Origin of the sequence: Paracoccus sp. J39, assembly GCF_000518925.1 — a bacterium.
In the GTDB taxonomy this organism is placed as follows: Bacteria; Pseudomonadota; Alphaproteobacteria; order Rhodobacterales; family Rhodobacteraceae; genus Paracoccus.
Genome location: NZ_JAEN01000011.1, coordinates 22581 through 48905, shown reverse-complemented (window position 1 = coordinate 48905; position 26325 = coordinate 22581). Strand labels below are relative to the sequence as shown.

Sequence of the window (26325 nt, the reverse complement as noted above, 5' to 3'; positions counted from 1 at the left end):
TCAGCAGACCATGGAGCGATGGTGCTGAATGTGACGGACTGCTAGTTTGCGCGCCTTGCGGCCGGACGGCAGGAGGCGTGCGGGCGCAGGTACGAATTCCTCCTCCCGGAGTTCCGGGAAAAGGGAGAAGATCTCTTCGCGTGCGGCCGGGCCCACCGTTTTAAGCGCCTGGGCACCGGTGTAGAGAGACTCAGTGGCGGCCCCGTTGGAGTTCACTACTTCGTGCCGATCAAAGAGGAAGTGGAAATATTCCACGCTGTCGATATCCTTGGCGATATCCACACCTTCGATCTGGAGCAGCTGCTTGGCTGCGACCAGGACTTCCATGGCGCCGAACATCTTCTGCGCCACTTTCGACCGGACGAGAACCCGGTGCTGCGGCGACACGAGAAGATCGGTGGAAGGGGTTTTTCTGCCAAGAGCGCCGGCCTTGATGCGGATTGGCAGCAGCTTCGGCTTGGCTTTCAACACTGCGGCGGAGAGCTTTACGGAGCCAATCCAACGGATGGGCTGATAGCCATTGTCCCGCGTTGCAATCAGGTCGCCGACCTTGAGATCCTCGACCGCCACGAAACCCCTTTCGGTTTCAATAAGTGTTCCGGAAGCGAAGCAGATGACTTCGTCGTCGGTCAACTCCAGCGTGCCGTTGGGGTCATGCTCCATCGTTACGATGGCCGTGTTGGCGGTGGACTGGATCAGATCGGCGGATCCCCGGATGAGGCCGGCAGCCACCGGTCCGGCTATCGGGATACCCTCAACTGCCGCCGCCAGTTGTTCGGCAATGTCCGAAATGGGCCCCGTCACGGAAACGGTCTGACCGGCGACCGTGATCGAAGCTGTGACCGACAGATGGTCGTCGTCCAGCGGCTCGTCGCTCACGAAATAATAAGAGCCATCGGCTTCCATCAGGTGACCGCTGATCGGATTCACCTGCAACCCGATGGTTGACAAGCCCGGAATGCCGACAGACGCCGCGGCGTTCTGGACCGTGGTAGATCCAAGATAGGTGCCCGTACCGGTGAGAGGATTGCCTTCAGCATCCACCGGCGTGATGTTGTCGCCGTTGCTGAGCGTCGTGGCGCCGTTGGCGTCAACGTCATACTGCGCGAACTCCTGGGAGGATTCGAACGCGTTGAGCAGTGACGTGTCGGGAACGAAGGCAACGACGCCATCAAGGCCCACGGTGATGAGGTTTGAGGGGATCTCGGTAATATAAGGCATGAATGCCACCTTTTGTCAGACCGCCGCCAACCTGGCCGGTCGATAGGTTGAAAAGGAAACCGGGACACCGAGCAATTTACATTGCACGCTTGAAAAAGAAGCGCGGCACTCTATCTATGGACGATTCTTCGCTGGCGATCAAATAAAATCACAGTCGCGTGCGTATTTCTTGTGCAGCTGACTCTGAACTGAACGATGCAAGGACGCGCTCGGGCTCCGGAAGCCATCATCATCGTAGCCGCCCATTAGCTTGGTGCTGGCGGTGCAATTTTGTCGAGCCATTTCCAGCCTGCCCATTTGTCACCCGTCGCTCGCAGGTGGCTGTAGCGCTGCAAGCTGGGCCAGCTCCTGTGTCCCGACACACTGGCAGCTTGGGGGATGGTCTTGCCCATCTCGAAAAGCCGCGACACGCCTTCGTGGCGTAGATCGTGAAAATGCAGGTCCTTGATGCCAAGCAGCTTGCATGCCCTGGTGAACGCGGTACTCACCGCATCGGTTGTGTAGGGGAAGATGCGGCTGCTCTCGGCCGGCATGGTCTTGACGATACGCTCGGCCTCTGGCGGCAGGTCAACCCAGATGTCGTTGCCTTCCTTCTCGCCTGGGTGCTTCATGTCGCGCACCAGGACGCGGCCGGCTTCGAGATCCGCCCAGGTGATGCTCACGATTTCCTCCTGACGGCGGGTCGAGAAGATCGCGAAGGCGCAGACCTTGTGCATGGGAAGCGCGCGGCCTTTGCGCCAGCGGTCCTCGAAATGCGCCATCAGCTTGTTCATCTCCTCAAGGGTGGGGCGCCGGTCGCGCTTCTTGGATTTGCCTATCAGCCCAAGGTTCTTGCACACGGTCGTCGCGGCGCGCATCTCGGCCGGGTCCAGCGGAATCTTCCATGCCGGCTCTGCGATGGCGAAGATCGCCGATAGGTGGGACAGATAGTTGCCGATCGTCTGGGGTTGGCGCCCACCGTCGAAAAGCTCCTGCGCGAACTCGACGAGCTTTTGCGAAGTTACGGCGGCGCAGGGCAGGGAGGCTATTTCGAAGGACTTGATGGACTTCAGCACCTGCGCCTTGGTCTTGCCGATTTGCTTTGTCGACGTCCTGGCATATGTGTCGATCGCCTCGGCCAACGTGGCGCCGCCGGTGCGCTGGCGTTCCATCTTCTCGAACCCGCCTGGCTTCTTTAGCTCAGCTTCCTTACGGCGCAGCCATGCCTCGGCTGCCGACCTCCTCTCGAAGGTGGAGGACGCGGAGGCCTTCTTGCCATCTCGCATTATCCGGACCTGTGCGGTATAGACGATCGAGCCGTCTTTGAGGCGGCGCTCGGTGATCGTTCCCATGTGATTTGCTAAAGCCTCTGCGATTCTTGCTAAACGTAAGCAAAGCAAAAACGGGAACGGAATTAAACCAGCAAAAACAAGGCAGGATAAGAGGCCGCAACGGGTGCTAGAAATGGCCAGAACTGGCAATTTTATCAATAAAAACAATAGCGCAATGCTGTCCGTTGCCCCGATGATGGACTGGACGGACAGCCTGTGCCGCCGCATCCACCGGCTGCTGTCGCGCCGGGCGCTGCTTTACACCGAGATGGTCACCGCCCCGGCGCTGATCCACGGCGACCGCGCGAAACTGCTGGATTTCGACGCGGCCGAACATCCCGTGGCGCTGCAGCTGGGCGGCTCGGACCCCGCGCAGCTGGCCGAGGCGGCGCGGATCGGCGCGGAATGGGGCTATGACGAGATCAACCTGAACGTCGGCTGCCCCAGCGACCGGGTGCAATCGGGCTGTTTCGGCGCCGTGCTGATGACCCGGCCCGAACTGGTCGCCGAATGCGCTGCGGCGATGATCGCCGCCAGCCCGGTCGAGGTCACGGTGAAATGCCGCATCGGCGTGGACGAGCAGGATCCCGAGGCGGTGCTGCCCGATTTCATCGCCCGCATGCGCGAGGCGGGCGTCCGCCGCCTGACCATCCATGCCCGCAAGGCCTGGCTCCAGGGCCTCTCCCCGCGCGAGAATCGCGAGATCCCGCCGCTGGACTATCCGCTGGTGCATCGGATGAAACAGGCGTTTCCCGACCTGCACCTGTCGATCAACGGCGGCATCGCCTCGCTCGACGCCGCGCGCGATCATCTGGCGGCGATGGACGGGGTGATGATCGGACGGGCGGCCTATCACCAGCCTTGGGACATGCTGGGACAGGCGGACCGGCTTTGGGGCGACGAGCCGCGCTTCGCCGACCCGCTGGAGGCGGCGCGGGCGCTGCGCGAGCTGGTCGAGGCGCATCTGGCCCGGGGCGGGCGGCTGCATCAGGCGACGCGGCACATGCTGGGCCTGTTCCACGGCCGCCCCGGCGCGCGCGGCTGGCGGCGGCAATTGTCCGAGGGCGCGTCGCGCGCCCGCGACCGGGCCGAGGCGCTGGCGGTCTATGACGCCGCGCTGGCCGAGGTCATGGCGCCGGCGTGATCGCCCGATCCTGCCCGCCCCAGTCCCGCATCGCCCGGACCAGCGCCCGGCGGCGCGCGGGCTGGCGCGCGCTGTCGAGATAATAGGCCAGCATCAGCTCTCCGATCAGGAAGCGCAGGATCGGCGCCTGGTCCGGCGCCATCAGGCCCGGCACCCCGGTCAGCGCCAGCCAGTCGGGCAGGGCGATGCCGTCGCGGGTCCGGGCCGGGGGCGGCTCGCGCCGGCTTGCCAGCCAGACCAGCAGCCGCGCCATGTCGCGGGCCAGCGCCATCTCGGTCGCGCCCTCCATGTCGATGGCGGTCAGCCGCAGCAGGCCGGGACGGGGCGCATCCACGAACAGGTTGTCGGGGGTCAGGTCGCCGTGGCAGAGGCCGCGCTCGACCGCGGCGCTGCGCAGGCTTTCGGCCTCGGCCCGCATCCGCCGCATATGGCCGGCGACTAGATCGCGGTCGATCCAGTCGCCCGTGGCGGCGGCGATCCGCGCCTCGAGCCCGTTCAGCCAGAAGCGCGGGCCGAAGCGACCGCGGGCGCGCGTCGTGCCGGCCAGCCGGCGCAGCCAGAGCCCCATGCGCGCGATCAGCGCGGCGCGCTCTGCCTCGCCGGCGCCGGCCAGGGCCTGCGCCACCGGCCGGCCCGGCGCGGGCGCGGTGATCAGGATGCCCCGTTCGGGCAGGACCAGGAGCGGCGGGGCGACCGCGTCAAGCGCCTGTCCCAGCGCAAGCGCCGCGGCGCGCAGCCGCGACTCGGCCTGTGCGACCGCGGCCGCCGGATCGGGGCCGCGCCACAGCTTCAGCCAGGCCGGGCGCCCGTCCAGCCGGATCTGCAGCACCAGCCGGTCGGGCCGGTCGCGCAGCAGGCGCAGCGGCTCGATCCCCGGCAGCGCCGCGATGGCGGCCAGCGGGTCAGGCGCGCTCGGCAGCCTTGGCCTCGTTCCAAAGCGCGTCCATCTCGGCCAGGTCGCTGTCCTCGGGGCGGCGGCCCCGCGCGGCCAGCGCCGCTTCGATGGCGCGGAACCGGCGGGTGAACTTGGCATTGGCCAGCCGCAGCGCCTCCTCGGGGTCGATGTCCAGATGCCGGGCCAGATTCGCCATCACGAACATCAGATCGCCGAATTCCTCGGTCAAATGGGCGTGATCGGCGCCCGCCCGGGCCTCGACCAGTTCGCGGCTTTCCTCGACGATCTTGTCCAGCACCTCGGCGGGCCCTGGCCAGTCGAAGCCGACGCGGGCGGCGCGGTTCTGCAGCTTGACCGCGCGGGTCAGCGCCGGCAGGCCAAGCGCCACGCCGTCCAGCACGCCCCTTTCCGCCTTGGCGGCGCGTTCCCTGGCCTTGATCGCCTCCCAGTCCTTGATCTGCTGGGCGGCCGACTTGTCGCGGGATTCGTCGCCGAAGATATGCGGATGGCGGTCGATCATCTTGTCCGAGATTGTCGCCACCACGTCGGCGAAATCGAACATGCCCGCTTCTTCGGCCATTTGCGCGTGAAAGACCACCTGCAGCAGCAGGTCGCCCAGCTCGCCCGGCAGCTCGTCCCAGGCCTCGCGCGCGATGGCGTCGGCGACCTCATGCGCCTCCTCGATGGTATAGGGCGCGATCGAGGCGAAGTCCTGCTCGATGTCCCAGGGGCAGCCGCTTTGCGGATCGCGCAGCGCCGCCATGATCGCCAGCAGCCGGCGGATGCCGGTGCGGTCCGCCGCATCGCGGGCCAGCGCGGGATGGTCCGGCGCGGGATGGGGCGCCTTGTCCTCAGCCATGGTGATCCCCCTAGATAGGCTTGGCCCGCATTGACCTGCCACATGCGCGGCCCCATGTCCACGGCGTTCACGGCGCGGCGTCGCCGGCGCCCGGTCCGGGCTTTCTTGCCATCGGTCCGAGCCGCGGATAGGGTGCGCGCCAATTCCGCCGGGGGACCGCCCGGAGATCGACAGCACAGGGATAGACTTAATGCTCGTGACCCCCGCCTATGCCCAGGCCGCCGGAGGCGCTTCCGGCGCCGCAGGACTCGCCTCGTTCCTGCCGCTCATCCTGATCTTCGTCATCATGTATTTCCTGATGATCCGCCCGCAGCAGAAGCGCATGAAGGAACATCGCGCCATGGTCGAGGCGCTGAAGAAGGGCGACGAGGTCATCACCCAGGGCGGGCTGATCGGCAAGGTCACCTCGGTGCGCGAGAACGAGCTTGAGGTCGAGATCGCCCCCGGCGTCAAGGTCCGGGTGATCCGCTCGACCGTGACCGGGCTGGTGAACCGCACCCAGCCCGCCGCCGCCAACAGCTGAAGACCACATCCCGCCATGCTGGACATCCCTTTCTGGAAGCGTCTGCTGATCCTGGGGCTGGTCGCCCTGGGCCTGCTCTATGCGATGCCGAACCTGTTCTATACCAAGGTCGAGCAGCATAACGACGCCATCACCGCCGCCGAACGCAACGGGTTCGAAACCCCGGAGGAAGCCGCAGCCCGCGCCGGATGGCCGAACTGGCTGCCCTCGGGCCTGGTCAACCTGGGCCTCGACCTGCGCGGCGGCGCCCATCTGCTGGGCGAGGTGCATGTCCAGGATGTCTACAAGGCGCGGATGGATCTGCTCTGGCCGGAACTGCGCGACGCGCTGGTGGCGCAGCGCGAGGTGGTCGGCGCCGTCCGCCGCGTCCAGGCCCCCGCGGGCCAGCTGGCGGTCGAGATCGGCAATCCCGAGCAGATGGCCAGGGCGGTCGAGATCGCGCGCGGCCTCGCCACGCCCGTCACTTCGCTGACCGGGGCGGGGCAGAGCGATCTGGCGATCTCGGCCTCGGGCAACCGGCTCCACGTGCAGCTTTCGGACGCGGAAAAGGCCGCGACCGATGATCGCACCGTGCAGCAGTCGCTGGAAATCATCCGCCGCCGCATCGACGAGGTCGGCACGCGCGAGCCGACGATCATGCGCCAGGGCAAGGACCGCATCCTGATCCAGGTGCCCGGCATCGGCTCGGCCGAAGAGCTCAAGCAGCTCATCGGCACCACGGCGAAGCTGACCTTCAACCCGGTGGTGAACCGCACCACCGACGCCAATGCGCGCCCCGGCACCGGCAACGTGCTGCTGCCCTCGATGGACGAGCCCGGCGTCTATTACGTCATCGAGGAAAACCCGGTCGTGACCGGAGAGGAGCTGACCGACGCCCGGCCCAGCTTCGACCAGAACGGCCAGCCGGCGGTGGATTTCCGCTTCGGCCCCTCGGGCGCCAAGCGGTTCGGGGCCTATACTTCGGCCAATATCGGCCAGCCCTTCGCCATCGTGCTGGACAACCAGGTGATCTCGGCGCCGGTGATCCGGCAGGCGATCACCACCGGCTCGGGCCAGATCTCGGGCGCGATGAACGTGGACGAATCCACCCGGCTGGCCGTGCTGCTGCGCGCGGGCGCCCTGCCGGCGCAGATGACCTTCCTCGAGGAACGCACCATCGGCCCGGAACTGGGGCAGGATTCCATCGACGCCGGCCGGCTGTCCTCGGTCATCGCCACGGTCGCCGTGGTGGCCTATATGGTCGCCAGCTACGGGCTGTTCGGTATCTTCGCCTCGGTCGCGGTGATCGTCAACGTCATCCTGATCCTGGCGGTCATGTCGATGATGGGGGCGACGCTGACCCTGCCCGGCATCGCCGGCATCGTGCTGACCGTCGGCACCGCCGTGGACGCCAACGTCATCATCTACGAGCGCATCCGCGAGGAGTTGCGCGCCGGCAAGCGCATCGTCAAGGCCATCGACGACGGCTTCAACGAGGCGATGAGCGCGATCATCGACGCCAACGTCACCAGCTTCATCGCCGCCATGGTCATGTTCTTCCTGGGCTCCGGCCCGGTCAAGGGCTTCGCGGTGACGCTGACCATCGGCCTGGTCACCTCGGTCTTCACCGCGATCTACCTGACGCGGCTGCTGATCGTGTTCTGGCTGGAATGGCGCAAGCCCAAAGAACTGATCTTGTAAGGGAGCAGGACCATGGCATTTCGTCTGAAACTCGTTCCCGACAATACCAGCTTCAACTTCTTCCGCTGGCAATGGCTGACCTTCGGCATCTCGGCCGCGGCGATGGTCGCCTCGGTCCTGCTGCTGCTGGTCATGGGGCTGAACTTCGGCATCGACTTCAAGGGCGGCACTACCATCCGCACCGAAAGCCCGACGGCCTTCGAGGTCGGCGACTATCGGCAGGCGATGAATCAGCTGGATCTGGGCGACGTCTCGATCACCGAGGTCTTCGATCCCGCCTTCGGCACCACCAAGCATGTCGCCATGATCCGCATCGGCACCACGGACGAGACCGGCTCGGTCACGCCCGAGCAGCTGAACGAGATCGAGGCGGCGCTGAAGACCGTCGATCCGCAGGTGACCTTCGCCGCGGTGGAATCGGTGGGCCCCAAGGTCTCGGGCGAGCTGATCAAGACCGCGCTCTATGCCGTGGGCGCGGCGACCATCGGCATCATGTTCTACATCTGGCTGCGCTTCGAATGGCAGTTCGCGCTGGGGGCGGTGATCTCGCTGATCCACGACGTGCTGCTGACGGTCGGGCTGTTCTCGCTGTTCCAGCTGCGCTTCGACCTGACCACCATCGCGGCGCTGCTGACGACGCTGGGCTTTTCCTGCAACGATACGGTCGTGGTCTTCGACCGGCTGCGCGAGAACCTGATCAAATACAAGACGCGGCCGCTGCTCGACCTGATGAACCTGACCTGCAACGAGACGCTGTCGCGCACCATCATGACCGCCGTCACCACCGCCATCGCGCTGACCGCGATGCTGATCTTTGGCGGCGACGTGATCCGCGACTTCGTCATCGCCATGCTCTGGGGCGTGATCGTCGGCTGCTATTCGACGATCTATGTCGCCAAGAACATCGTGCTGTGGCTGGGCGTCAAGCGCGACTGGTCCAAGCCCGGCGCGGGTGAAAAGGCCCCGGGCGAGGATATCCCCGCCGCCTTCCGGGACGCCCCCTGATGCCCACGATGGTGCCGACGGAATTTTCCGGGGCCGTGCCGGTGGACGGCTACGGCCCCGGCTTTTTCCGAGTCGGCGGCGTGGTGCATCACGGCGCGGTGATCGTCACCGCCGAGGGCGTGCGGCCCTGGTCCGGGCTTGCGGATCGCGCGGCGCTGCTGGCGCTGGCCGGGCAGGTGGACGTGCTGTTCCTGGGCATGGGGGCCGAGATCGCCTTCCCGCCGCGCGACCTGGCCGCGGCGCTGGAGGAGGCGGGCGTCATGGCCGAGCCGATGAGCTCGCCCTCGGCGGCGCGCAGCTACAACGTCACGCTGTCCGAAGGCCGGCGCGTGGCCTGTGCGCTGATCCCGCTATGAGCCTGCTTGCGGTCCGCGACCTGGCCGTGGCGCGGGGCGGGCTGCGTGCCGTCGAGGGGGTTTCCTTCAGCCTCGATGCCGGCCGGGCGCTGGTGCTGCGCGGGCCGAACGGCATCGGCAAGACCACGCTTCTGCGCACGCTGGCCGGGCTGCAGCCGCTGGTCGCCGGCGTGATCGAGGCCGTGCCGGAGGTCGTCGCCTATGCCGGGCATTCCGACGGGCTGAAACCGGCGCTGACGGTGACCGAGAACCTGCGCTTCTGGGCCGAGATCTTCGGCGGCCGCGACATCGCCGCCGCGCTGGAGGCAATGAACCTGCGCGAGCTGGCGGCGCGGCCGGCCCACGCGCTTTCCGCCGGGCAGAAGCGGCGGCTGGGGCTGGCGCGGCTGATGGTGACGGGCCGGCCGGTCTGGCTGCTGGACGAGCCGACGGTATCGCTGGACCGCGATTCGGTGGCGCTGTTCGCCGCCATGCTGCGCGCCCATCTGGGCCGGGGCGGTGCGGCGGTGATCGCCACCCATATCGACCTGGGCATGCCCGAGGCCGAGATCCTCGACCTTGGCCCCTATCGCGCCACGCAGGCCCGCCGCGAATCGCGCCCGGCCGGATTCAACGAGGCATTCGGATGACGGGGACGGGCGGATGACGGGGACGGGCGGATGAAGGCGCTGTTGATCCGCGACCTGCGGCTGGCCACGCGGGCCGGCGGCGGCTTCGGGCTGGCGCTGGCCTTCTTCCTGATCGTCTGCACGCTGGTCCCCTTCGGCGTCGGCCCCGAGGGCGGCACCTTGTCGCGCATCGCCCCCGGCATTCTCTGGGTGGGGGCGCTGCTCTCCTGCCTTCTGTCGCTCGACCGCATCTTCGCACTGGATTTCGAGGACGGCAGCCTCGACCTGCTGGGCACGGCGCCGCTGCCGCTGGAGGGGGCGGTGGCGATCAAGGCGCTGGCGCATTGGCTGGTGACCGGGCTGCCGCTGGCGCTGTCGGCGCCGGTCTTCGGTCTGCTGCTGCACCTGCCGGGGCCGGCCTATCCCTGGCTGGTCGCCTCGCTGATCCTCGGCACCCCGGCGCTGTCGATGCTGGGCGCCTTCGGGGCCGCGGTGACGGTGGGGCTGCGGCGGGGCGGCCTGCTGCTGTCGCTTCTGGTGCTGCCGCTTTACGTGCCGACGCTGATCTTCGGGGCCGAGGCGGTGCGGCGGGGTGCCGCAGGCGCCGACCCGACGGTGCCGCTGGTCTTTCTTGCCGCGATCACGCTCGCCACCTGGGCGCTGGCGCCCTTTGCCGCCGCCGCGGCCCTGCGCGTCAATCTGCGGTGAATGCGACATCGAGCCACTTGAGCGGGCGGCGCGCCCGGTTTACGGAGCAATCATGTCGATCTGGGAATATGCCAACCCCGTCAAATTCATGCGCATCTCGGGCGCGATCCTGCCATGGGTGGTGGCGGGGGCGGCGATCTGCACCGTCGCGGGGCTGGTCTGGGGGTTCCTGACCCCCGAGGATTACAAGCAGGGCTCGACGGTCAAGATCATCTTCCTGCATGTGCCCGCGGCGCTGATGGCGATCAACATCTGGCTGATGATGCTGGTCACCTCGCTGATCTGGCTGATCCGGCGCCACCATGTCAGCGCGCTGGCCGCCAAGGCCGCCGCGCCGGTCGGTGCGGTGATGACGCTGATCGCGCTGATCACCGGGGCGATCTGGGGCCAGCCGATGTGGGGAACCTGGTGGGAATGGGATCCGCGCCTGACCTCGTTCCTGATCCTGTTCCTGTTCTATCTGGGCTATATGGCGCTGTGGGAGGCGGTCGAGAACCCCGACAGCGCCGCCGACCTGACCGGGGTGCTGTGCCTTGTCGGCTCGGTCTTCGCGCTCTTGTCGCGCTATGCGGTGAATTTCTGGAACCAGGGCCTGCACCAGGGCGCCTCGCTGTCGCTGGCGCCGGGCGAGCGGATGGCGGCGGTCTATCGCTATCCCTTGTATCTGACCATGGCGGGGTTCTTCCTGCTGTTCCTGGCGCTTCTGCTGATCCGCACCCGCACCGAGATCCGCCGCCGCCGCCTGGCCGCGCTGCTGGCAAGGGAGAACCGCGCATGACCGAGCTTGGCAAATACGCCACCACCGTCCTGGCCGCCTATGGCGCGAGCCTGGTGCTGCTGGTCGGCATCATCGTCCAGACCGTGCTGGCCAATGCCCGGGCCCGCCGCGAATTGCAGGAGCATGAGCGCCGTGGCTAGGGTCTCGCCGATGATGATGCTGCCGGTGGCGGTCTTCGCCGGCTTCGCCGGGCTGGCCGGCTGGGCGCTCTTGCGCGACGATCCCGACGCGCTGCCCTCGGCCATGGTCGGGCGCGAGGCCCCTTCGGTGGGCGAGACCACGCTGCCCGGCAAGGCGCAGCTGACCGACGAGATGCTGCGCCAGCCGGGGGTGAAGCTGGTGAATTTCTGGGCCAGCTGGTGCCCGCCCTGCCGCGCCGAGCATCCGACGCTGACCGAGCTTTCCGCCCGGCTGCCGGTCTATGGCGTCGACCTGAAGGATCCCGAGGGCGCGGCGCTGGGGTTCCTCTCCGAGCATGGCGACCCGTTCCATGCGCTGGCCACCGATCCGCGCGGCCGGGTGGCGATCGACTGGGGCGTGACGGCGCCGCCCGAGACCTTCATCATCGACGGTTCGGGCCGCATCCTCTATCGCCATGCCGGCCCGCTGGTGCGCGAGGATTACACGAACCGCTTCCTGCCCGAGCTGGAGAAGGCGCTGGCGGCCGAATGAGGGCCGCGCCGGCCTGGCTGCGGCCTTGCATGGGTATTTTCGGAACGAAGAAGCCTGGAGGAGACCGGGCGCCTTCGCAGCCTGCGCCGTCGCAGGAGTATTTGGGAAACGGTGAAGGCCGGGGCGGTCGCGCGGAGGCTTTCCAAGCCGGGCGGCGGGCGCTAAGACGGCCGGGCTTGCAAGAGGGCCGCCATGTCGCAGAACCAGACGACCATCGCTCCGCAACCCGGCATCATGGAGATCTCGCTTTACGAAGGCGGGGCCTCGAAGGTGGCGGGGGTCGAGAATGTCGTGAAGCTTTCCTCGAACGAGAACCCCTTCGGGCCGTCGGACAAGGCGCGCGAGGCGGTGATCCGCGCCGCCCACAGCCTGCATCGCTATCCCAATACCGACCATGCCGGGCTGCGCGGCGCCATCGGCGAGGTGCATGGCCTGGACCCGGACCGCATCATCTGCGGCGTGGGGTCGGACGAGATCATCCATTTCCTCTGCCAGGCCTATGCCGGGCCCGGGACCGAGGTGCTGTTCACCGAGCACGGCTTCCTGATGTATCGCATCTCGGCCCATGCCGCCGGGGCGACGCCGGTGCAGGTGGCCGAGCGCGACCGGGTGACCGATGTGGACGCGCTGATCGCCGGCGCGACCCCGCGCACGCGGCTGATCTTCGTCGCCAATCCGAACAATCCGACCGGCACCATGATCGGCCTGCCGGAACTGGAGCGGCTGGCCCGCGCCGTGCCGCAGGCGATCCTGGTGGTCGATGCCGCCTATGCCGAATATGTCGAGGACTATGACGGCGGCGCCGAGCTGGCGACGCGGCTGCCCAACGTGTTCATGACCCGGACATTTTCCAAGATCTACGGGCTGGGGGGCTTGCGCGTCGGCTGGGGCTACGGCCCGCGGCAGATCGTCGACGTGCTGAACCGCATCCGCGGCCCCTTCAACCTGTCCAATGTCGCGCTGGAAGGCGCCGAGGCCGCCATGCGCGACCGCGAGCACATCGCCCGCTGCCAGGCCGAGAATGCCCGGATGCGCGCCTGGCTGGCCGAGGCGCTGGCCGAGAAGGGCGTGCCTTCGGACACCTCCTGCGCGAATTTCATCCTGGCGCGCTTTGCCGACGTGGAAACCGCCGGGGCCTGCGACGAATATCTCAAGACCCAGGGGCTGATCGTGCGCCGCGTCGCCGGCTACGGCCTGCCGCAATGCCTGCGCATCACGGTGGGCGACGAGGCGTCCTGCCGGCGGGTCGCCCATGTCATCGGCCAATTCATGGCCGAGCGCGCGGGAAGCCGCTGATGGCCGCGATCTATGACCGGGTGGCGCTGATCGGGCTGGGGCTGATCGCCGGCTCGATGTCGCTGGCCATGCGCGAGGCCGGGCTGGCGGGCGAGGTGGTGGGCCATGCCCGCAGCCCCGAGACCCGCGCGGTCGCGGCCGAGATCGGCCTGGTCGACCGCGTGGCCGAGAGTGTCGCCGAGGCAGTCGATGGCGCCGATCTGGTGGTTCTGGCGGTGCCGGTCGGCGCCATGGGCGCGGTCGCGGCCGAGATCGCGCCGCATCTGAAGCCGGGCGCGACCGTCACCGATGTCGGTTCGGTCAAGCAGGCGGTGATCGAGGCGGTGGCGCCGCATATCCCCGCGGGTGCGCATTTCATTCCCGGCCATCCGCTGGCCGGGACCGAGCATTCCGGGCCGCGCTCGGGCTTTGCCTCGCTGTTTCGCAACCGCTGGTGGCTGCTGACCCCGGTCGAGGGCAGCGATCCGGCGGCGGTCGCGCGGCTGTCGGCGCTGATCCGCGCCATGGGGGCCAATGTCGAGGAGATGGACGCCGCGCATCACGACCTGGTGCTGGCGGTGACCAGCCACACGCCGCACCTGATCGCCTATACGATGGTGGGGGTGGCCGATCACCTCAAGCGCGTCACCGAAAGCGAGGTCATCAAGTATTCCGCCGCGGGTTTCCGGGATTTCACCCGCATCGCCGCCTCGGACCCGACCATGTGGCGCGACGTGTTCCTGCAGAACAAGGAGGCGGTGCTGGACATCCTGGGCCGCTTCACCGAGGAGCTTTTCGTGCTGCAGCGGGCGATCCGCATGGGCGACGGGGCGCATCTGCACGATTACTTCACCCGCACCCGGGCGATCCGGCGCGGCATCATCGAGGCCGGGCAGGACATCGCGGCACCGGATTTCGGCCGCAGCCTGGCCGCGGGTGAGGCGCACAAGCCCTAGCGGCGCGGGAAGGCTGGCGCCGGGCCCAGCGTGAGCGGCCCGAGGCTCGTCTTGCCGTCGGCGAAGGTCAGCGGCAGGCGCAATTCACCCTCTGCCGGCGGCGGGAAGCGGAAGCCGGCATCCTCGGGCAGCGGAAGCTCCGAGATGTTCTTCAGCATGGTCCCGGCCAGCCTCACCACCTTCGGCGGGATCAGCCCGGCCGCGGCCGCGGCCTGCAAGAGCGGCTCGGCATCCCGGGTGTAAAGCGCAAGCCGGCCCTGGGCGCGGCCCTGCGCATCGGCCTGGACGCGGCCGAGGATGCGCGCCTGCAGCGTGCCCAGCCGCAGCTCGGCATCGTCCAGGCGCAGGCCCACCGGCAGCGGCGCCGGATCGGCGGACAGGGCCGAGGGGCGGGGCAGGGCGTCCAGCCAGACCCGGCCCGTCGCAGTCAGACTCAGCCGGCCGGGCAGGGGCAGGGCCGCGAACAGGGCGGGGTCCAGATCGTCCACGGTCAGGTCCAGGTCATAGGCCGCGGCGGCCCCCGGCGGCGCATCCGCCTCCAGCGCAGCCAGTTCGGCATCGGCGCGCAGGGCCCGGGCCAGTTCGGCATCCTCGACCGTCAGCCGTCCGGCCGCGACCCCGGCCGAGGCCATCGCCAGGCCGTTCAGCGGTTGCAGCCGCAGCCGGGCCGAGGCGTCGGCAAGGCCCAGCTCCAGCGGGCCCGATCCGGGGTCCAGCGTGGCGCGGGGCGGCAGGTCCAGCCGCAGCTCGGTCGGGCGCAGCGGGTTCAGCCACAGCTCGGCCCGGGGCAGGGCGACCTTGCCGGCCTCCGTCTGCAATTCCAGCGCCGCGGCCTGCACCCCGATCCGTCGCGGGTCGCGCAATTCCCGCACCGCGCCGAGTTCCAGCATCGGCTGTCCGGCGGCGATCCGGCGCAGCTGCTGCGCCATCAGGCTTTCGCCGCCCAGCCAAAGCCCGCCCAGAATCAGGGCAAGCACGATCAGCAGGGCTGGCAGTCGGCGCATCCTATCCTCGCGTCTGTCATGGCGTCTTGGAACGCCGGCCCTGCTGTCCTAAGTTTTTCCTGACCGAATGATCTAGGGCACCGGGGTAAAGAATGGGTGAACGGCCGCAACATTGGGTCTTTGCCTATGGTTCGCTGATGTGGGACCCGGGCTTTCGCGTGGCCGAGATGGTGTCGGCGCGGCTCGACGGCTATGCCCGCAGCTTCTGCCTGCGCTCGGTCGTCTATCGCGGCACCGTCGAGGCGCCGGGGCTGGTCCTGGGCCTCGATGCCGAGCCGGGGGCGCATTGCCTGGGCCTGGCGCTGCGCGTCGCCGAGCCGGACTGGGACGAGACGCTGGCCGGCCTGCGCGCGCGCGAGCTGACCACCAACGCCTATGCCGAGCTGTGGCTGCCGCTGGCGCTGGAGGACGGCCGCCGGGTCGAGGCGGTCACCTATGTGATCCGCCGCGACCACGACCAATATGCCGGCGCCATCGACCTGCAGGAACAGGCCCGGATCATCGCCCGGGCGCAGGGCGGGCGCGGGCCGAACGCCGATTACCTGTTCAACACCGCCCGCCACCTTGAGCAGATGGGTATCGAGGACCTGGCCATGGCCGAACTGGCGCGGCAGGTGCGCGGCCTGCTGTCGCCCGGGCCGGAATAGAGGCGATCCGCCGCTGCGACGGCGCTTGGCAGGCGCCGGTCCCGCCTCTACAGTCGGGCCGAAAGCAGCAAGGGGGTCGTCTTGTCCCGAACCGACGCCGAACCGCCCGAGGGGCCGCCCGCCGCGCCCGAAGGCCGCCGTTCCCGCGCCGCCCGTCTGGCGGCGACGCGCGGCACGGGGCCCGGCGGGGCCGGCCCGGCGCCGCCGCAATTCTCGCAGCCGGTGCGGCAGATCGTGCTGATGCTGATCGTGCTGGCGCTGGTCGTGGCCGGGGCCTGGTTCGCCTACGGCCGGATCTTGTCGATCTTTCACTCGAACGAATATCTGAACGGGCTGATCCTAGCCGTCTTCGTGATGGGCGTGCTGGGTTGTTTCTGGCAGGTGGCCGAACTGGTCAAATCCGTCAGCTGGATCGAGCGTTTCGCCGCCCGCCGCCGCCATGCCGCCGAAAAGGGCCTGGGCGCGACCGAGCCCGAGGGGCCGGACGACGCGCCGCGGCTGCTGGCGCCGCTGGCCGCGCTTCTGGGCCAGCGCGGGCCGGCGGGCGGGGCCATCTCGACCGAATCGTCGCGCTCGATCCTGGAATCGGTGGCGACGCGGATCGACGAGGCGCGCGACATCACCCGCTATCTGGCGAATCTGCTGATCTTCCTGGGACTTCTGGGCACGTTCTATGGGCTGGCCACCACGGTTCCGGCCGTGGTCGACACCATCCGCGCGCTGGCCCCCCAGGATGGCGAGACCGGGCTCGAGGTGTTCAACAAGCTGATGACCGGGCTGGAATCGCAGCTGGGCGGCATGGCCACGGCCTTTTCCAGCTCGCTGCTGGGGCTGGCGGGCTCGCTGGTCGTCGGGCTGCTGGAGCTTTTCGCCGCCCATGGCCAGAACCGCTTCTATCGCGAGCTCGAGGAATGGATGTCGGGATTCACCCGCATCGGCCTCGGCGGCGCCGAGGGGCAGGGGCTGGGCGAGGCGGCGCTGGCCGGCTTCATCGAGCGGGTCGAGGCGCAGCTGGCCGGGCTGCAGGAGTTCTATGCCGGGCGCGATGTCCTGCGCGACGAGGAAGCCGCCGCCGCCGACCAGCGTTCGCTGGCGCTGGCGCAGGGCGTGGAAAGGCTGGCCGGGCTGCTCGGCTCGGACCGCGACCAGCTGGGGGCCGCGCTGAGCGCCGAGCGCGAGGCCACGGCGCAGGCGCTTGCCGGAGTCGAGCGGGCAATCGCCGGGCTGGCCGAGCCGCGCCACGATCCGGCGCTTGCGGCGGCGCTGGAACGGGTCGCCGAGGGCCAGGCCCGGCTTGCGGCCCTGGCCGAGACGCCGCAGCCGTCCTTCGACGGCGCCGCTTTGGCCGAGGCGCTGGAACGGCTGGCCGAAGGGCAGGCCCGGCTGGTCGCGCTGGCCGAGGCACCGGCGCCCGCGCTGGACGGCCCGCGGCTGGTCCGGGCGCTGGAGCGGCTGGCCGAGGGACAGGACCGCATCCTCGATCTTGGCGCGCAGCGGCCGGGTCAGGCCCATGCCGCGATTTCGGGCGACGATCCCGAGGCGCGAATGCGGCTGCGCTCGATCGACGTGCAACTGGGCCGGCTGGTCGAGGAAGCCGCCAGCGGCCGCGACGGGCTGATCTCGGAGCTGCGCGAGGACATGGCGGCGCTGACCCGGGCGATCCGCAACCTGGAGCGCGGCGATGGGACTTAGCCGGGGCAGCGGCAACCGCTTTTCGGCGACGATCTGGCCGGGCTTCGTCGATGCGATGACCGCGCTTCTGATGGTCATGATGTTCGTGCTGACCATCTTCCTGCTGGTGCAATCGGTGCTGCGCGACCAGATCACCACCCAGGACAGCGAGCTCGACCAGCTCGGCCGGCAGGTGGCGCAGCTGTCGGACGCGCTGTCCAGCTCGCAGGCCCGCGCCGCCACGCTGGACCGCGACCTGACGGCCGAGCGCGAGCGGCTGCGCCGTTCCGAGCAGGCGGTGGCCGCCGCCCGGGCCGAGATCGACGCCCAGACCGAGGCGGCGCGGCTGGCCGCCGCCCGGCGCGAGGCGCTGGAGGCGCTGGTCGGCGACCTGCGCCGCCGCAATGCCGAGACCCGGCAGCAGCTGGACGAGACCGAAGCCGCCCGCCTGGCCGACGCCGCCGCCGCCGAGGCGCTGCGCGAGCGGCTGGCGAGATCCGACGCCGAGCTCGACGCCGCCACGCTGGAGCTCGAGGCAGCGCGCAAACAGGCCGAGGAGACGCTGACCCTGCTTGCCGCCGCCGAGGCGGCCAAGAAGGAGCTGGGCGAGCAGGCCGAGGCCCAGGCCAGCGAGGCCGAGAAGCAGGCCGGGCTGCTGGCGCTGGCGCGGCAGAAGATTTCCGAGCAGGAGGCGCTTTCCGCCGAGGACCAGCGCCGCGTCGCGCTGCTCAACCGGCAGGTGGCGCAGCTCAACGACCAGCTGGGCAGCCTGCGCGCGGTGCTGGACGCCGCGGGCGAGGAACGCCGCGAGGCCGACCTGCGCGCCGAGGATCTGGGCCGGCAGCTCAACGTCGCCCTGCTGCGCGCCGCCGAAGAGGAGCGCAAGCGCCGCGCGCTGGAGGAGGAGGCGCGCAGCAAGGCCGAGGCCGAGGCCCGGGATCTGGCGCGCTATCGCTCGGAATTCTTCGGCCGGCTGTCGCAGATCCTGGAAGGGCGCGAGGGCGTGCGCGTCGTGGGCGACCGCTTCGTGTTTTCCTCGGAAGTGCTGTTCGCGCCGGGCGAGGCGACGCTGTCGCCCGGCGGCCGAGAGCAGATCGCGCGGGTCGCCGACATGCTGAAGCAGATCTCGGGCGATATCCCGCCGGAGATCGACTGGATGATCCGCGTCGACGGCCATACCGACGACCAGCCGCTGTCCGGGCTGGGGCGCTATCGCGACAATTGGGAACTGAGCCAGGCGCGGGCGCTGGCCGTGGTGCGCTACATGGTGGACCAGCTGGGCTTTCCGGCCACCCGCCTTGCCCCGGCCGGCTTTGCCGATACCCGGCCGGTGGCGGCGGGCGACACGGCCCAGGCCCGGGCCCAGAACCGCCGCATCGAGCTGAAGCTAACCGAACGCTAGGACGCGCGGCATCGCGCAAGCCGCATGGGACGGCAGTCCCGGCAGGTCCGCCGACGGGATCGCCAAGGCCCCTTGCCGCCGCAGAACCGGGGACATTTGCAATCGGAGGCCCGGCGCCGGGGCCGCGGCGCTCCGGCCGGCTCAGTCCGGGGAACCGTGACGGGCGAGGATCTCCTCGAAGCGCGTTCTGGCGCGGGCCGGGACGGCGGCGGGGATCTCGGGCGCGGCCGCCTCGCCGACCCGGATCAGCATGACCATGCCCATGGCGTAATGCGGGCTGCATTTGATGCCGTAGATGCCGGGCACGGTCAGCGTGACCTCGAATTCCTTGTTGAGGCCGCTCTTGAAGGGCTCGGCCCCGGCGGGGATCATCTCGTCGATGGTCGCGGCGTTATGGCCGGGCTGGGTCGGCAGGAAGCGGACCGTGTCGCCGGGCGCGACCACCAGATGGTCCGGCTCGTAGACCATCGGGCCGGTTTCGTTGCGGTTCAGCATCCTGACCTCGTGGATCTCGGCGAGGGCAGGGGCGGCGGTCAGCAGGAGCAGGGCGAGGCTGCGGGAAACCATGGGCGTCCTTTCAGGTGATCGAGAAGGTCAGGATGTCCGGCCCGCCGGCCGGATCGGGCACCCGCCGGACGCGGATGCCGAAGACGCGCGCGACCAGATCGGGCCGCAGCACCTCGGGGGGCGGGCCGCAGGCGACCAGCCGGCCGCCGTCCAGCATCGCGACGCGGTCGCAGCCCATGGCCTGGTTGAGGTCGTGCAGCGCGATGACGGTGGTGATGGGCAGCTGCCGGATGAAGCCCAGGATCGCCAGCTGGTGGTGGATGTCCAGATGGTTGGTCGGCTCGTCGAGCAGCAGCAGTCCCGGCTCCTGCGCCAGGGCGCGGGCGATGTGCAGCCGCTGGCGCTCGCCGCCCGACAGGGTGGCCCAGCTGCGATCCGCCAGCGCGCTCATTTCCACCGCGTCGAGCGCGCGGGCGACCTGCCGCTCGTCCCGCTCGCTCCAGGGTGCGAGCGCCGAGAGCCAGGGGGTGCGGCCCAGCTCGACGGCGGCGCGGGCGGTCAGGCGTTCGGCGGTGTCGGCCTGCTGCTCGACCAGCGCGATGCGCTGCGCGATCCCGCGACGCGACAGCCGGGCAAGAGGCTGACCCTCAAGCCGGATGGCGCCCCGGTCCGGGCGGACCAGCCCGGCCAGCAGCCGCAGCAGCGTCGACTTGCCCGAACCGTTCGGCCCGACCAGCGCCAGCGTCTCGCCGGGCGTCACCTCCAGCGAGACGTCGCGGATGATCTCGCGCCCGCGCAGGGCGAGGGACAGGGATTGCGCCGAAAGCCTCATCGCATCTGGCCCCGGCTGCGGATCAGGATCAGCGCGAAGGCCGGGGCGCCGATCAGTGCGGTGACGACGCCGATGGGCAGGACCTGGCCCCTGATGATGACGCGCGACAGGATGTCGGCGCCGATCAGGAAGACCGCGCCGATCAGCGCCGCGGCCGGGATCAGCCGGCCGTGGCGGACGCCGACCAGGAAGCGCGCCGCATGCGGGATCACCAGCCCGACGAAGCCGATCGAGCCCAGGATCGACACCATGACCGCCGTCACCAGCGCCGCGGCCAGGATCAGCACCGCCCGGACCCGCCGCACCGGCACGCCCAGCGAGGCGGCGCTGTCGGCCCCGAAGGCGAAGGCGTCCAGCCCGCGCGCATGCAGCTGGCAGATCAGCCAGCCCATGACGGCGACCGGCACGGCCAGCTGCACCTCGGGCCAGCGCACGCCGCTGAGATTGCCCATCAGCCAGAACATGATGCCGCGCGCCTGGTCGGCATTCGCCGATTTCGCGATGACGAAGGCGGTCAGGGCGTTGAAGAGCTGCGAGCCGGCGATGCCCGCCAGCACGATCTGCGCCGCGCCGCCGCGTCCGGCGTCGGCGCCGGCGGCCCGGGCCAGCGCCGCCACCAGCCCGAAGGCGATCAGCGCCCCCATGAAGGCGCCGAGCGACATCGAGAGCAGCCCCGCCCCGAGCCCGGCGATGGTCACCGCCACCGCCCCGGTCGAGGCCCCGGCCGAGATGCCGAGGATATAGGGATCGGCCAGGGCGTTGCGCAGCAGCGCCTGCAGCACCACGCCCGAGACGGCCAGCCCCGCGCCGCAGGCGGCGGCGACCAGCGCGCGGGGCACGCGATAGCTCCAGACGATGCCCTGATCCAGCGGGTCGAGCGCATGGCCCGCCTGCCACAGCCGGTTGGCCAGCACCTTCAGCACCAGATCCGGGGCGATGCGGGTCTCGCCGATCATCGCCCCGGCCAGCACCGCCGCCGCCAGCACCGCCAGCGCCAGAAGCGCGGCGACAAGCGCCCTGCGCGGTCCGGCCGCGGCCGGCGTCATTGCGGCAGGCCGTAGGATTTCAGCGCCGCCGCCAGCTCTTCCAGCCCGTCGATCACCCGGATCGTCGCGTCCATGGCGCCGGCATCCATGACGACGATGCGGCCGGCCTTCACCGCGTCCATCTGGCTGGCCACCGGGTCAGATTTCAGGAAGGCGAGCTTCTTCTCGACGTCGTCGGCCTCGAAGCGGCGGCGGTCCATCCGGGCCACCACGATCACCGTGGGATTGGCCCTGGCGATGGTCTCCCAGCCGACGGTCGGCCATTCCTCGTCCGATTCCACGATGTTCCGCAATCCCAGCGTCTCCATCATGTAGCCCGGCGCACCCTTGCGGCCGGCGACATAGGGATCGATGTCCATCTCGGCCGAGGAGAACCAGAACACCGCCGATCCGTCCTTGAGCCCCAGCGCCCTGGCCTCGGCCTCGGCCGTCTCCTCGCGCGCCTTCAGGTCTGCGACCAGCGCGGCGCCCCGGTCCTGCACGTCGAAGATCGCCGCCAGTTCCTCGATGCCCTGGTAGAGGCTCGCGGTCGAGAACATCGCCAGCCGCGTGCCGTCAAGCCCGACCGTGTTGTCCTTGCCGACGCAATCGGCCGGCATGACATAGGTCGGGATGCCGAGCTCGTGGAACTGCTCGCGGGTGGCGACGATGCCCTGCGGGCCGACATGCCATTCATATTGCACCGCGACCAGCCCCGGCTTCTTGGCCACCACGCTTTCGAAGCTGGGATCGTTGTCGGCCAGCCGTGCGACCTTGGCGTCGATGTCCCGGAACTGCGGCAGCACCTCGCTGAACCAGACCGAGGTGCCGGCGACCTTGTCGCCGAGGCCGAGCGCGTAAAGCACCTCGGTCGCGGCCTGGCCGACGCTTACCGCCGAGGCCGGCGCGGCGTCGAATTCCAGCGTCTGGCCGCAGTTCTCGACCGTCAGCGGATAGCCGGTCGCGCCGGCATGGGCGGCGAATGCGGCAAGGGACAGGGAAAGGCCGATCAGGCCCGAACGCAGGAACATGCTCCGTCTCCATCTGGTTGGGACCAGGGGCCGGAGGCGGCGCAACGTTGGGCTTGGCGGACCGCGTCCTGCCCGCAAGGCGGGGCAGGCGGCATGGGACCGCGTCTGGCTGTCGTCATCTCACCCTCCCCGGACAACCCCGCCCGGTGTGAACGTCAAGGCGCCGGCAGGTCTCCTGACTGGCGGGTCTCTGCCTGTCCTGGCCTTCCCGGGTCGAGGACCCAGTGACGTGATCGGACGCGGCTCGCCGCCTACAGTTGCGGGGGCAGTTCCGGTTGGCGCAGGGATGCGCCGCGGATTCCCTCTTGGCCCTTTCGGGACCGGCAAGGGGGCGTATCGCCGAAACGCGGCCGCCTGGCAAGCCGGATATGGCCAAGCCTGTCAGGAAGCGGTGGATGATCGGGGAAAGAAAGACCCTTGGCCCGCCGCGGCGGGGGAAGGGAAAGGCGCCGGCCCGCCGGGACGGGGTCTTCGGCGGCGCCGGGGGTTCAGGCGTCCTGCTGCGGGGCGCTTTCGCGGGGCGGGCGACCGATGATGTCGCGCAGCGCGTCCAGTTCGATGAAATTGTCGGCCTGGCGGCGCAACTCGTCGGCGATCATCGGCGGCTGGCTGCGCATGGTCGAGACCACCGAGACCCGCACGCCCTGGCGCTGCAGCGCCTCGACCAGCGGCCGGAAATCGCCGTCGCCCGAGAACAGCACCGCATGGTCCAGCCGCGGCGCCAGCTCCATGGCGTTGATGACCAGCTCGACATCCATGTTGCCCTTGACCTTGCGGCGGCCCAGAGCGTCGGTATATTCACGCGCGGGTTTCGTCACCATGGAATAGCCGTTGTAATGCAGCCAGTCGACCAGCGGACGGATCGGTGAGTAATCCTCGTTCTCCAGCAGGGCCGTATAGTAATAGGCGCGGATCAGCTTGCCGCGCCGCTCGAATTCCTGCCGCAAGAGCTTGTAGTCGATATCGAAGCCAAGCGCCTTCGCGGCAGCATAAAGATTCGACCCGTCGATGAACAACGCCAGCCGATCATCCTTGTAAAACACGATTCCCCCAAGATGTCTCTTTACCAAAGTCAGAAGGCGAACTTAGTCCTGGTGGCGCTGGGTGCAAACCTGCCTAGTTCGGCAGGTATCCCATCGGACAGCTTGCGTTTCGCGCTGGATAAGCTTTTGAAATTACCTGCGGTTGTGCCGCTTGCCGTCAGCCGATTCTGGTCCACCCCGGCGGTGCCGGCCGGTTCCGGTCCCGATTATGTGAACGCTGCGGTTTCACTTTCCTGCGCGCTGCCGCCCGATCAACTCCTGCGCGAGCTGCACGCGATCGAGGCGGCGCTGGGACGCCGCCGCGACGGGCCGCGCTGGCAGGCGCGGGGGCTGGACCTGGACCTGCTGGCGCATGGCGATCTGGTGCTGCCCGACGCGGATGCGCAGGACCGTTGGCGCAGCCTGCCGCCCGAGGAACAGCCGCGCCACACGCCCGAGCAGCTGATCCTGCCGCATCCGCGGCTGCAGGACCGCGGCTTCGTGCTGGCGCCCCTGGCCGAGATCGCGCCCGGCTGGGTGCATCCGCGCCTTGGGCTCAGCGTGGCGCAGATGCTGGCGGCGCTGCCGCCCGAGGCCATGGCCGGGATGCGGCCGGCAAGTGCTTGACATTTCCGTTTCGCGCACCCAAATATCCGGCTTCGCCCTGCACCCCGATTCCAGCTGATAAGGTGACCGATGGCCCGCGTTACAGTCGAAGATTGCGTCGACAAGGTTCCGAACCGTTTTGACCTGGTGATGCTGGCGGCCCATCGCGCGCGTGAAATCGCGGCGGGGAGCCCGCTGACCGTCGACCGCGACAATGACAAGAATCCCGTGGTCTCGCTGCGCGAGATCGCCGACGAGACCCAGCCCGTGGACGAACTGCGCGAGCGCATGATCGAGGCCCAGCAGACCCAGATCGAGGTCGACGAGCCCGAGGAGGACGCGATGGCGCTGCTTCTGGGCGCCGAGATCGACCGTCCGAAGCCCGCCGACGAGGAATCCGAGGAGCGCATGCTGCGCATGATGCTGGAAGCGCAAGGCAGGAACTGAGTCCAAAGGTCTTGGGCTGAACATGATCGACGTCGAAGACCTCATCGCGCTTATCCGCAATTACAACCCGCGCACCAATGCCGAGCTGATCCGCGACGCCTACGAATACGGGCGTCGCATGCATGAGGGGCAGTTCCGCCATTCGGGCGAGCCCTATTTCACCCATCCCGTCGCGGTCGCCGCCATCCTGACCGAGATGCGGCTGGACGATGCCACCATCGTCACCGCCCTGCTGCACGACACGATCGAGGACACGCGTTCGACCTGGGCCGAGGTGGCGCAGATCTTCGGGCGCGAGATCGCCGATCTGGTCGATGGGGTCACCAAGCTGACCAATCTGCAGCTTTCGGGCGCGCATTCCAAGCAGGCCGAGAATTTCCGCAAGCTTTTCATGGCCATGTCGCGCGATCTTCGCGTGATCCTGGTCAAGCTGGCCGACCGTCTGCACAACATGCGGACCATCAAGTCCATGCGCCCGGAAAAGCAGCTGCAGAAGGCGCGCGAGACCATGGACATCTATGCGCCGCTGGCCGGCCGCATGGGCATGCAATGGATGCGCGAGGAGCTTGAGGACCTGGCCTTCAAGGTCATCAACCCCGAGGCGCGCAACTCGATCATCCGCCGCTTTGTCAGCCTGCAGCGCGAATCCGGCGACGTGATTCCCAAGATCACCGCCGACATCCGCGCCGAGCTTGAACGCGAGGGGATCGAGGCCGATGTCTACGGCCGCGCCAAGCGGCCCTTCAGCATCTGGCGCAAGATGCAGGAAAAGCAGCTTTCCTTCTCGCGCCTGTCGGACATCTACGGCTTCCGCATCATCACCCGGACCGAGGCCGACTGCTATCGCACCCTGGGCGTCATCCATCACCGCTGGCGCGCCGTGCCCGGCCGGTTCAAGGATTACATCAGCCAGCCCAAGGCGAACGGCTACCGCTCGATCCACACCACCGTCTCGGGCCGCGACGGAAAGCGGGTCGAGGTGCAGATCCGCACCCGGCAGATGCACGAGGTGGCCGAGGCGGGCGTGGCCGCGCATTGGGCCTATCGCGACGGGGTGCGCACGGCGAACCCCTTTGCCATCGATCCGGGCGAATGGATCGCCAGCCTGACCGAGCGTTTCGGCGAAGAGGACCACGACGAATTCCTCGAGCATGTGAAGCTTGAGATGTATTCCGACCAGGTGTTTTGCTTCTCGCCCAAGGGCGACGTGATCCCGCTGCCGAAAGGCGCGACGCCGCTGGATTTCGCCTATGCCATCCATACCCGGCTGGGCAGTTCCTGCGTGGGCGCGAAGGTGGACGGCATCCGCGTGCCGCTGTGGACGCGGCTCAAGAACGGCCAGTCGGTCGAGATCATCGCCGCCTCCGGCCAGCGGCCGCAGGCGACCTGGCTCGACATCGTCGTCACCGGCCGCGCCAAGGCCGCCATCCGCCGCTCGCTGCGGCAGGAGGACCGGACGCGCTTCATCCGGCTGGGTTCGGAACTGGTGCGGGTGGCCTTCGAGCATGTCGGGCGCAAGGTCAGCGACAAGGCGCTGCGCATCGCGGCCAAGACCATGGCGCTGCCCGATACGGACGAGCTGCTGGCCCGCATCGGCAGCGCCGAGATCTCGGCCCATGACGTGCTGACCACGCTTTATCCCGAACTGGCCCAGAAGCGCAGCGAGATCGACGCCAAGCGCGCCGTCGCCGGGCTGGAGGCCGATCAGGAATTCACCCGCGCGCCCTGCTGCAATCCCCTGCCGGGCGAGCGCATCGTCGGCATCACCTATCGCGGCAAGGGGGTGGTGATCCATGCCATCGACTGCCCGGTGCTGGCCGAGTTCGAGGACAGCCCGGAACGCTGGGTCGACCTGCACTGGCGCGAGGGCCAGCACCCGGCGGCCTATTCGACCATGCTGTCCTTGACCATCCGCCACGATGCCGGGGTGCTGGGCCGGATCTGCACGCTGATCGGCGCGCAGGGGGCGAATATCTCGGATCTGGAATTCGTCGATCGCAAGCCGGATTTCTACCGGCTGCGCGTCGAGATCGAGCTGCGCGACCGCGAGCACATGCACACGCTGCTGACCGCGCTCGAGGCCGAAAGCGACGTGGCGCAGGTCTCGCGCATCCGGGACCCTTCGGCCCATATGAGCTGAG

28 protein-coding genes and 1 riboswitch are annotated in these 26325 nt (G+C 68.9%); of the genes, 18 read left to right on the top strand and 10 right to left on the bottom strand.

All coding sequences use genetic code 11. The features are described from left to right. Together L632_RS23525 and L632_RS0112165 are read right to left on the bottom strand one after the other, a co-directional pair. The gene (locus L632_RS23525) at window positions 1–1221 is read right to left on the bottom strand and encodes a Hint domain-containing protein (protein ID WP_028716867.1); all 1221 of its coding nucleotides are present in this window, start codon (window positions 1219–1221) and stop codon (window positions 1–3) included. 245 nt (window positions 1222–1466) lie between these two features. Continuing rightward, a complete protein-coding gene (locus tag L632_RS0112165; protein WP_028714169.1) occupies window positions 1467–2552 on the bottom strand; it encodes a site-specific integrase in 1086 nt (361 codons plus the stop codon). A 112-nt stretch (window positions 2553–2664) separates the two neighbouring features. On the opposite strand from L632_RS0112165, the gene dusA reads away from it, so the two are divergent. Next, window positions 2665–3675 carry a tRNA dihydrouridine(20/20a) synthase DusA gene (gene dusA, locus L632_RS0112160; RefSeq protein ID WP_084637898.1) on the top strand — a complete coding sequence of 337 codons (1011 nt, stop codon included), beginning with the start codon at window positions 2665–2667 and terminating at the stop codon, window positions 3673–3675. Here the strand turns inward: dusA and L632_RS0112155 are convergent. Further along, a complete protein-coding gene (locus L632_RS0112155; RefSeq protein ID WP_232215735.1) occupies window positions 3659–4504 on the bottom strand; it encodes a phosphotransferase in 846 nt (281 codons plus the stop codon). The two genes, dusA and L632_RS0112155, sit on opposite strands and share 17 nt — an antisense overlap. A gap of 73 nt (window positions 4505–4577) precedes the next feature. Continuing rightward, complete coding sequence (gene mazG / locus L632_RS0112150) at window positions 4578–5429, bottom strand: nucleoside triphosphate pyrophosphohydrolase (protein ID WP_028714172.1); 852 nt, start codon at window positions 5427–5429, stop codon at window positions 4578–4580. Between the two features lie 190 nt (window positions 5430–5619). Here mazG and yajC point away from each other — a divergent pair, with 190 nt between their 5' ends. The 11 genes from yajC to L632_RS0112095 all read left to right on the top strand — a co-directional run bounded on the left by yajC (window position 5620) and on the right by L632_RS0112095 (window position 13990). Then, entirely contained in the window at window positions 5620–5952 is a 333-nt protein-coding gene (gene yajC / locus L632_RS0112145; RefSeq protein WP_028714173.1) for a preprotein translocase subunit YajC, read from the top strand. 15 nt (window positions 5953–5967) lie between these two features. After that, a complete protein-coding gene (gene secD, locus L632_RS0112140; RefSeq protein WP_028716866.1) occupies window positions 5968–7632 on the top strand; it encodes a protein translocase subunit SecD in 1665 nt (554 codons plus the stop codon). Between the two features lie 12 nt (window positions 7633–7644). Beyond that, window positions 7645–8637 (top strand): protein translocase subunit SecF, encoded by a 993-nt coding sequence (gene secF, locus L632_RS0112135; protein ID WP_028714175.1) that lies wholly within the window; start codon window positions 7645–7647, stop codon window positions 8635–8637. Beyond that, the gene (locus L632_RS0112130) at window positions 8637–8993 is read left to right on the top strand and encodes an Mth938-like domain-containing protein (RefSeq protein WP_028714176.1); all 357 of its coding nucleotides are present in this window, start codon (window positions 8637–8639) and stop codon (window positions 8991–8993) included. Before secF ends, L632_RS0112130 begins: the two co-directional genes overlap by 1 nt. Beyond that, window positions 8990–9622: a heme ABC exporter ATP-binding protein CcmA gene (gene ccmA, locus L632_RS0112125; RefSeq protein WP_028714177.1), complete on the top strand. Its 633-nt coding sequence runs from the start codon at window positions 8990–8992 to the stop codon at window positions 9620–9622. Before L632_RS0112130 ends, ccmA begins: the two co-directional genes overlap by 4 nt. Before the next feature lie 30 nt (window positions 9623–9652). Beyond that, window positions 9653–10309 carry a heme exporter protein CcmB gene (gene ccmB, locus L632_RS0112120; RefSeq protein WP_028714178.1) on the top strand — a complete coding sequence of 219 codons (657 nt, stop codon included), beginning with the start codon at window positions 9653–9655 and terminating at the stop codon, window positions 10307–10309. 52 nt (window positions 10310–10361) lie between these two features. After that, complete coding sequence (locus L632_RS0112115; protein WP_028714179.1) at window positions 10362–11087, top strand: heme ABC transporter permease; 726 nt, start codon at window positions 10362–10364, stop codon at window positions 11085–11087. Next, a complete protein-coding gene (gene ccmD, locus L632_RS0112110; protein WP_028714180.1) occupies window positions 11084–11227 on the top strand; it encodes a heme exporter protein CcmD in 144 nt (47 codons plus the stop codon). The genes L632_RS0112115 and ccmD overlap by 4 nt, the downstream gene beginning before the upstream one ends. Before the next feature lie 13 nt (window positions 11228–11240). Beyond that, window positions 11241–11759, top strand: a complete 519-nt coding sequence (locus L632_RS0112105) for a DsbE family thiol:disulfide interchange protein (protein ID WP_036698161.1) — start codon at window positions 11241–11243, stop codon at window positions 11757–11759. A gap of 192 nt (window positions 11760–11951) precedes the next feature. Further along, complete coding sequence (gene hisC, locus L632_RS0112100; RefSeq protein WP_028714182.1) at window positions 11952–13055, top strand: histidinol-phosphate transaminase; 1104 nt, start codon at window positions 11952–11954, stop codon at window positions 13053–13055. Then, window positions 13055–13990, top strand: a complete 936-nt coding sequence (locus L632_RS0112095) for a prephenate/arogenate dehydrogenase family protein (protein WP_028716865.1) — start codon at window positions 13055–13057, stop codon at window positions 13988–13990. The genes hisC and L632_RS0112095 overlap by 1 nt, the downstream gene beginning before the upstream one ends. Here L632_RS0112095 and L632_RS0112090 read toward each other — a convergent pair. Further along, complete coding sequence (locus L632_RS0112090) at window positions 13987–14994, bottom strand: DUF2125 domain-containing protein (RefSeq protein ID WP_028716864.1); 1008 nt, start codon at window positions 14992–14994, stop codon at window positions 13987–13989. The two genes, L632_RS0112095 and L632_RS0112090, sit on opposite strands and share 4 nt — an antisense overlap. A 92-nt stretch (window positions 14995–15086) precedes the next feature. On the opposite strand from L632_RS0112090, the gene L632_RS0112085 reads away from it, so the two are divergent. From L632_RS0112085 to L632_RS0112075, 3 genes are all read left to right on the top strand, one after another. After that, window positions 15087–15641, top strand: coding sequence for a gamma-glutamylcyclotransferase (locus L632_RS0112085; RefSeq protein WP_028714185.1), 555 nt, complete (start codon window positions 15087–15089; stop codon window positions 15639–15641). A gap of 81 nt (window positions 15642–15722) precedes the next feature. Continuing rightward, window positions 15723–17333, top strand: a complete 1611-nt coding sequence (locus L632_RS25165; RefSeq protein ID WP_028714186.1) for a hypothetical protein — start codon at window positions 15723–15725, stop codon at window positions 17331–17333. Beyond that, complete coding sequence (locus L632_RS0112075; protein ID WP_028714187.1) at window positions 17323–18714, top strand: peptidoglycan -binding protein; 1392 nt, start codon at window positions 17323–17325, stop codon at window positions 18712–18714. Before L632_RS25165 ends, L632_RS0112075 begins: the two co-directional genes overlap by 11 nt. A 141-nt stretch (window positions 18715–18855) precedes the next feature. Here the strand turns inward: L632_RS0112075 and L632_RS0112070 are convergent, their stop codons facing one another. From L632_RS0112070 to L632_RS0112050, 5 genes are all read right to left on the bottom strand, one after another. Beyond that, on the bottom strand, window positions 18856–19281 hold the full coding sequence (locus L632_RS0112070; RefSeq protein ID WP_028714188.1) for a pseudoazurin: 426 nt from the start codon (window positions 19279–19281) through the stop codon (window positions 18856–18858). Window positions 19282–19291: 10 nt separating this feature from the next. Beyond that, on the bottom strand, window positions 19292–20053 hold the full coding sequence (locus L632_RS0112065; protein ID WP_028714189.1) for an ABC transporter ATP-binding protein: 762 nt from the start codon (window positions 20051–20053) through the stop codon (window positions 19292–19294). After that, a complete protein-coding gene (locus L632_RS0112060) occupies window positions 20050–21099 on the bottom strand; it encodes an iron ABC transporter permease (RefSeq protein ID WP_028714190.1) in 1050 nt (349 codons plus the stop codon). Before L632_RS0112060 ends, L632_RS0112065 begins: the two co-directional genes overlap by 4 nt. Next, complete coding sequence (locus L632_RS0112055) at window positions 21096–22109, bottom strand: ABC transporter substrate-binding protein (protein ID WP_028714191.1); 1014 nt, start codon at window positions 22107–22109, stop codon at window positions 21096–21098. Before L632_RS0112055 ends, L632_RS0112060 begins: the two co-directional genes overlap by 4 nt. A 147-nt stretch (window positions 22110–22256) precedes the next feature. Then, window positions 22257–22449: riboswitch (cobalamin riboswitch) on the bottom strand. Window positions 22450–22597: 148 nt separating this feature from the next. Then, window positions 22598–23152 carry an NYN domain-containing protein gene (locus L632_RS0112050; RefSeq protein ID WP_028714192.1) on the bottom strand — a complete coding sequence of 185 codons (555 nt, stop codon included), beginning with the start codon at window positions 23150–23152 and terminating at the stop codon, window positions 22598–22600. Between the two features lie 12 nt (window positions 23153–23164). Here L632_RS0112050 and folK point away from each other — a divergent pair, with 12 nt between their 5' ends. The 3 genes from folK (at window position 23165) to L632_RS0112035 (ending at window position 26324) form a co-directional block, all read left to right on the top strand. Further along, complete coding sequence (gene folK / locus L632_RS23855) at window positions 23165–23758, top strand: 2-amino-4-hydroxy-6-hydroxymethyldihydropteridine diphosphokinase (protein ID WP_028714193.1); 594 nt, start codon at window positions 23165–23167, stop codon at window positions 23756–23758. 69 nt (window positions 23759–23827) lie between these two features. Further along, a complete protein-coding gene (rpoZ, locus tag L632_RS0112040) occupies window positions 23828–24184 on the top strand; it encodes a DNA-directed RNA polymerase subunit omega (protein ID WP_028714194.1) in 357 nt (118 codons plus the stop codon). A gap of 22 nt (window positions 24185–24206) precedes the next feature. Beyond that, window positions 24207–26324, top strand: coding sequence for a bifunctional (p)ppGpp synthetase/guanosine-3',5'-bis(diphosphate) 3'-pyrophosphohydrolase (locus L632_RS0112035; protein ID WP_028714195.1), 2118 nt, complete (start codon window positions 24207–24209; stop codon window positions 26322–26324). Window position 26325: the final 1 nt, after the last annotated feature.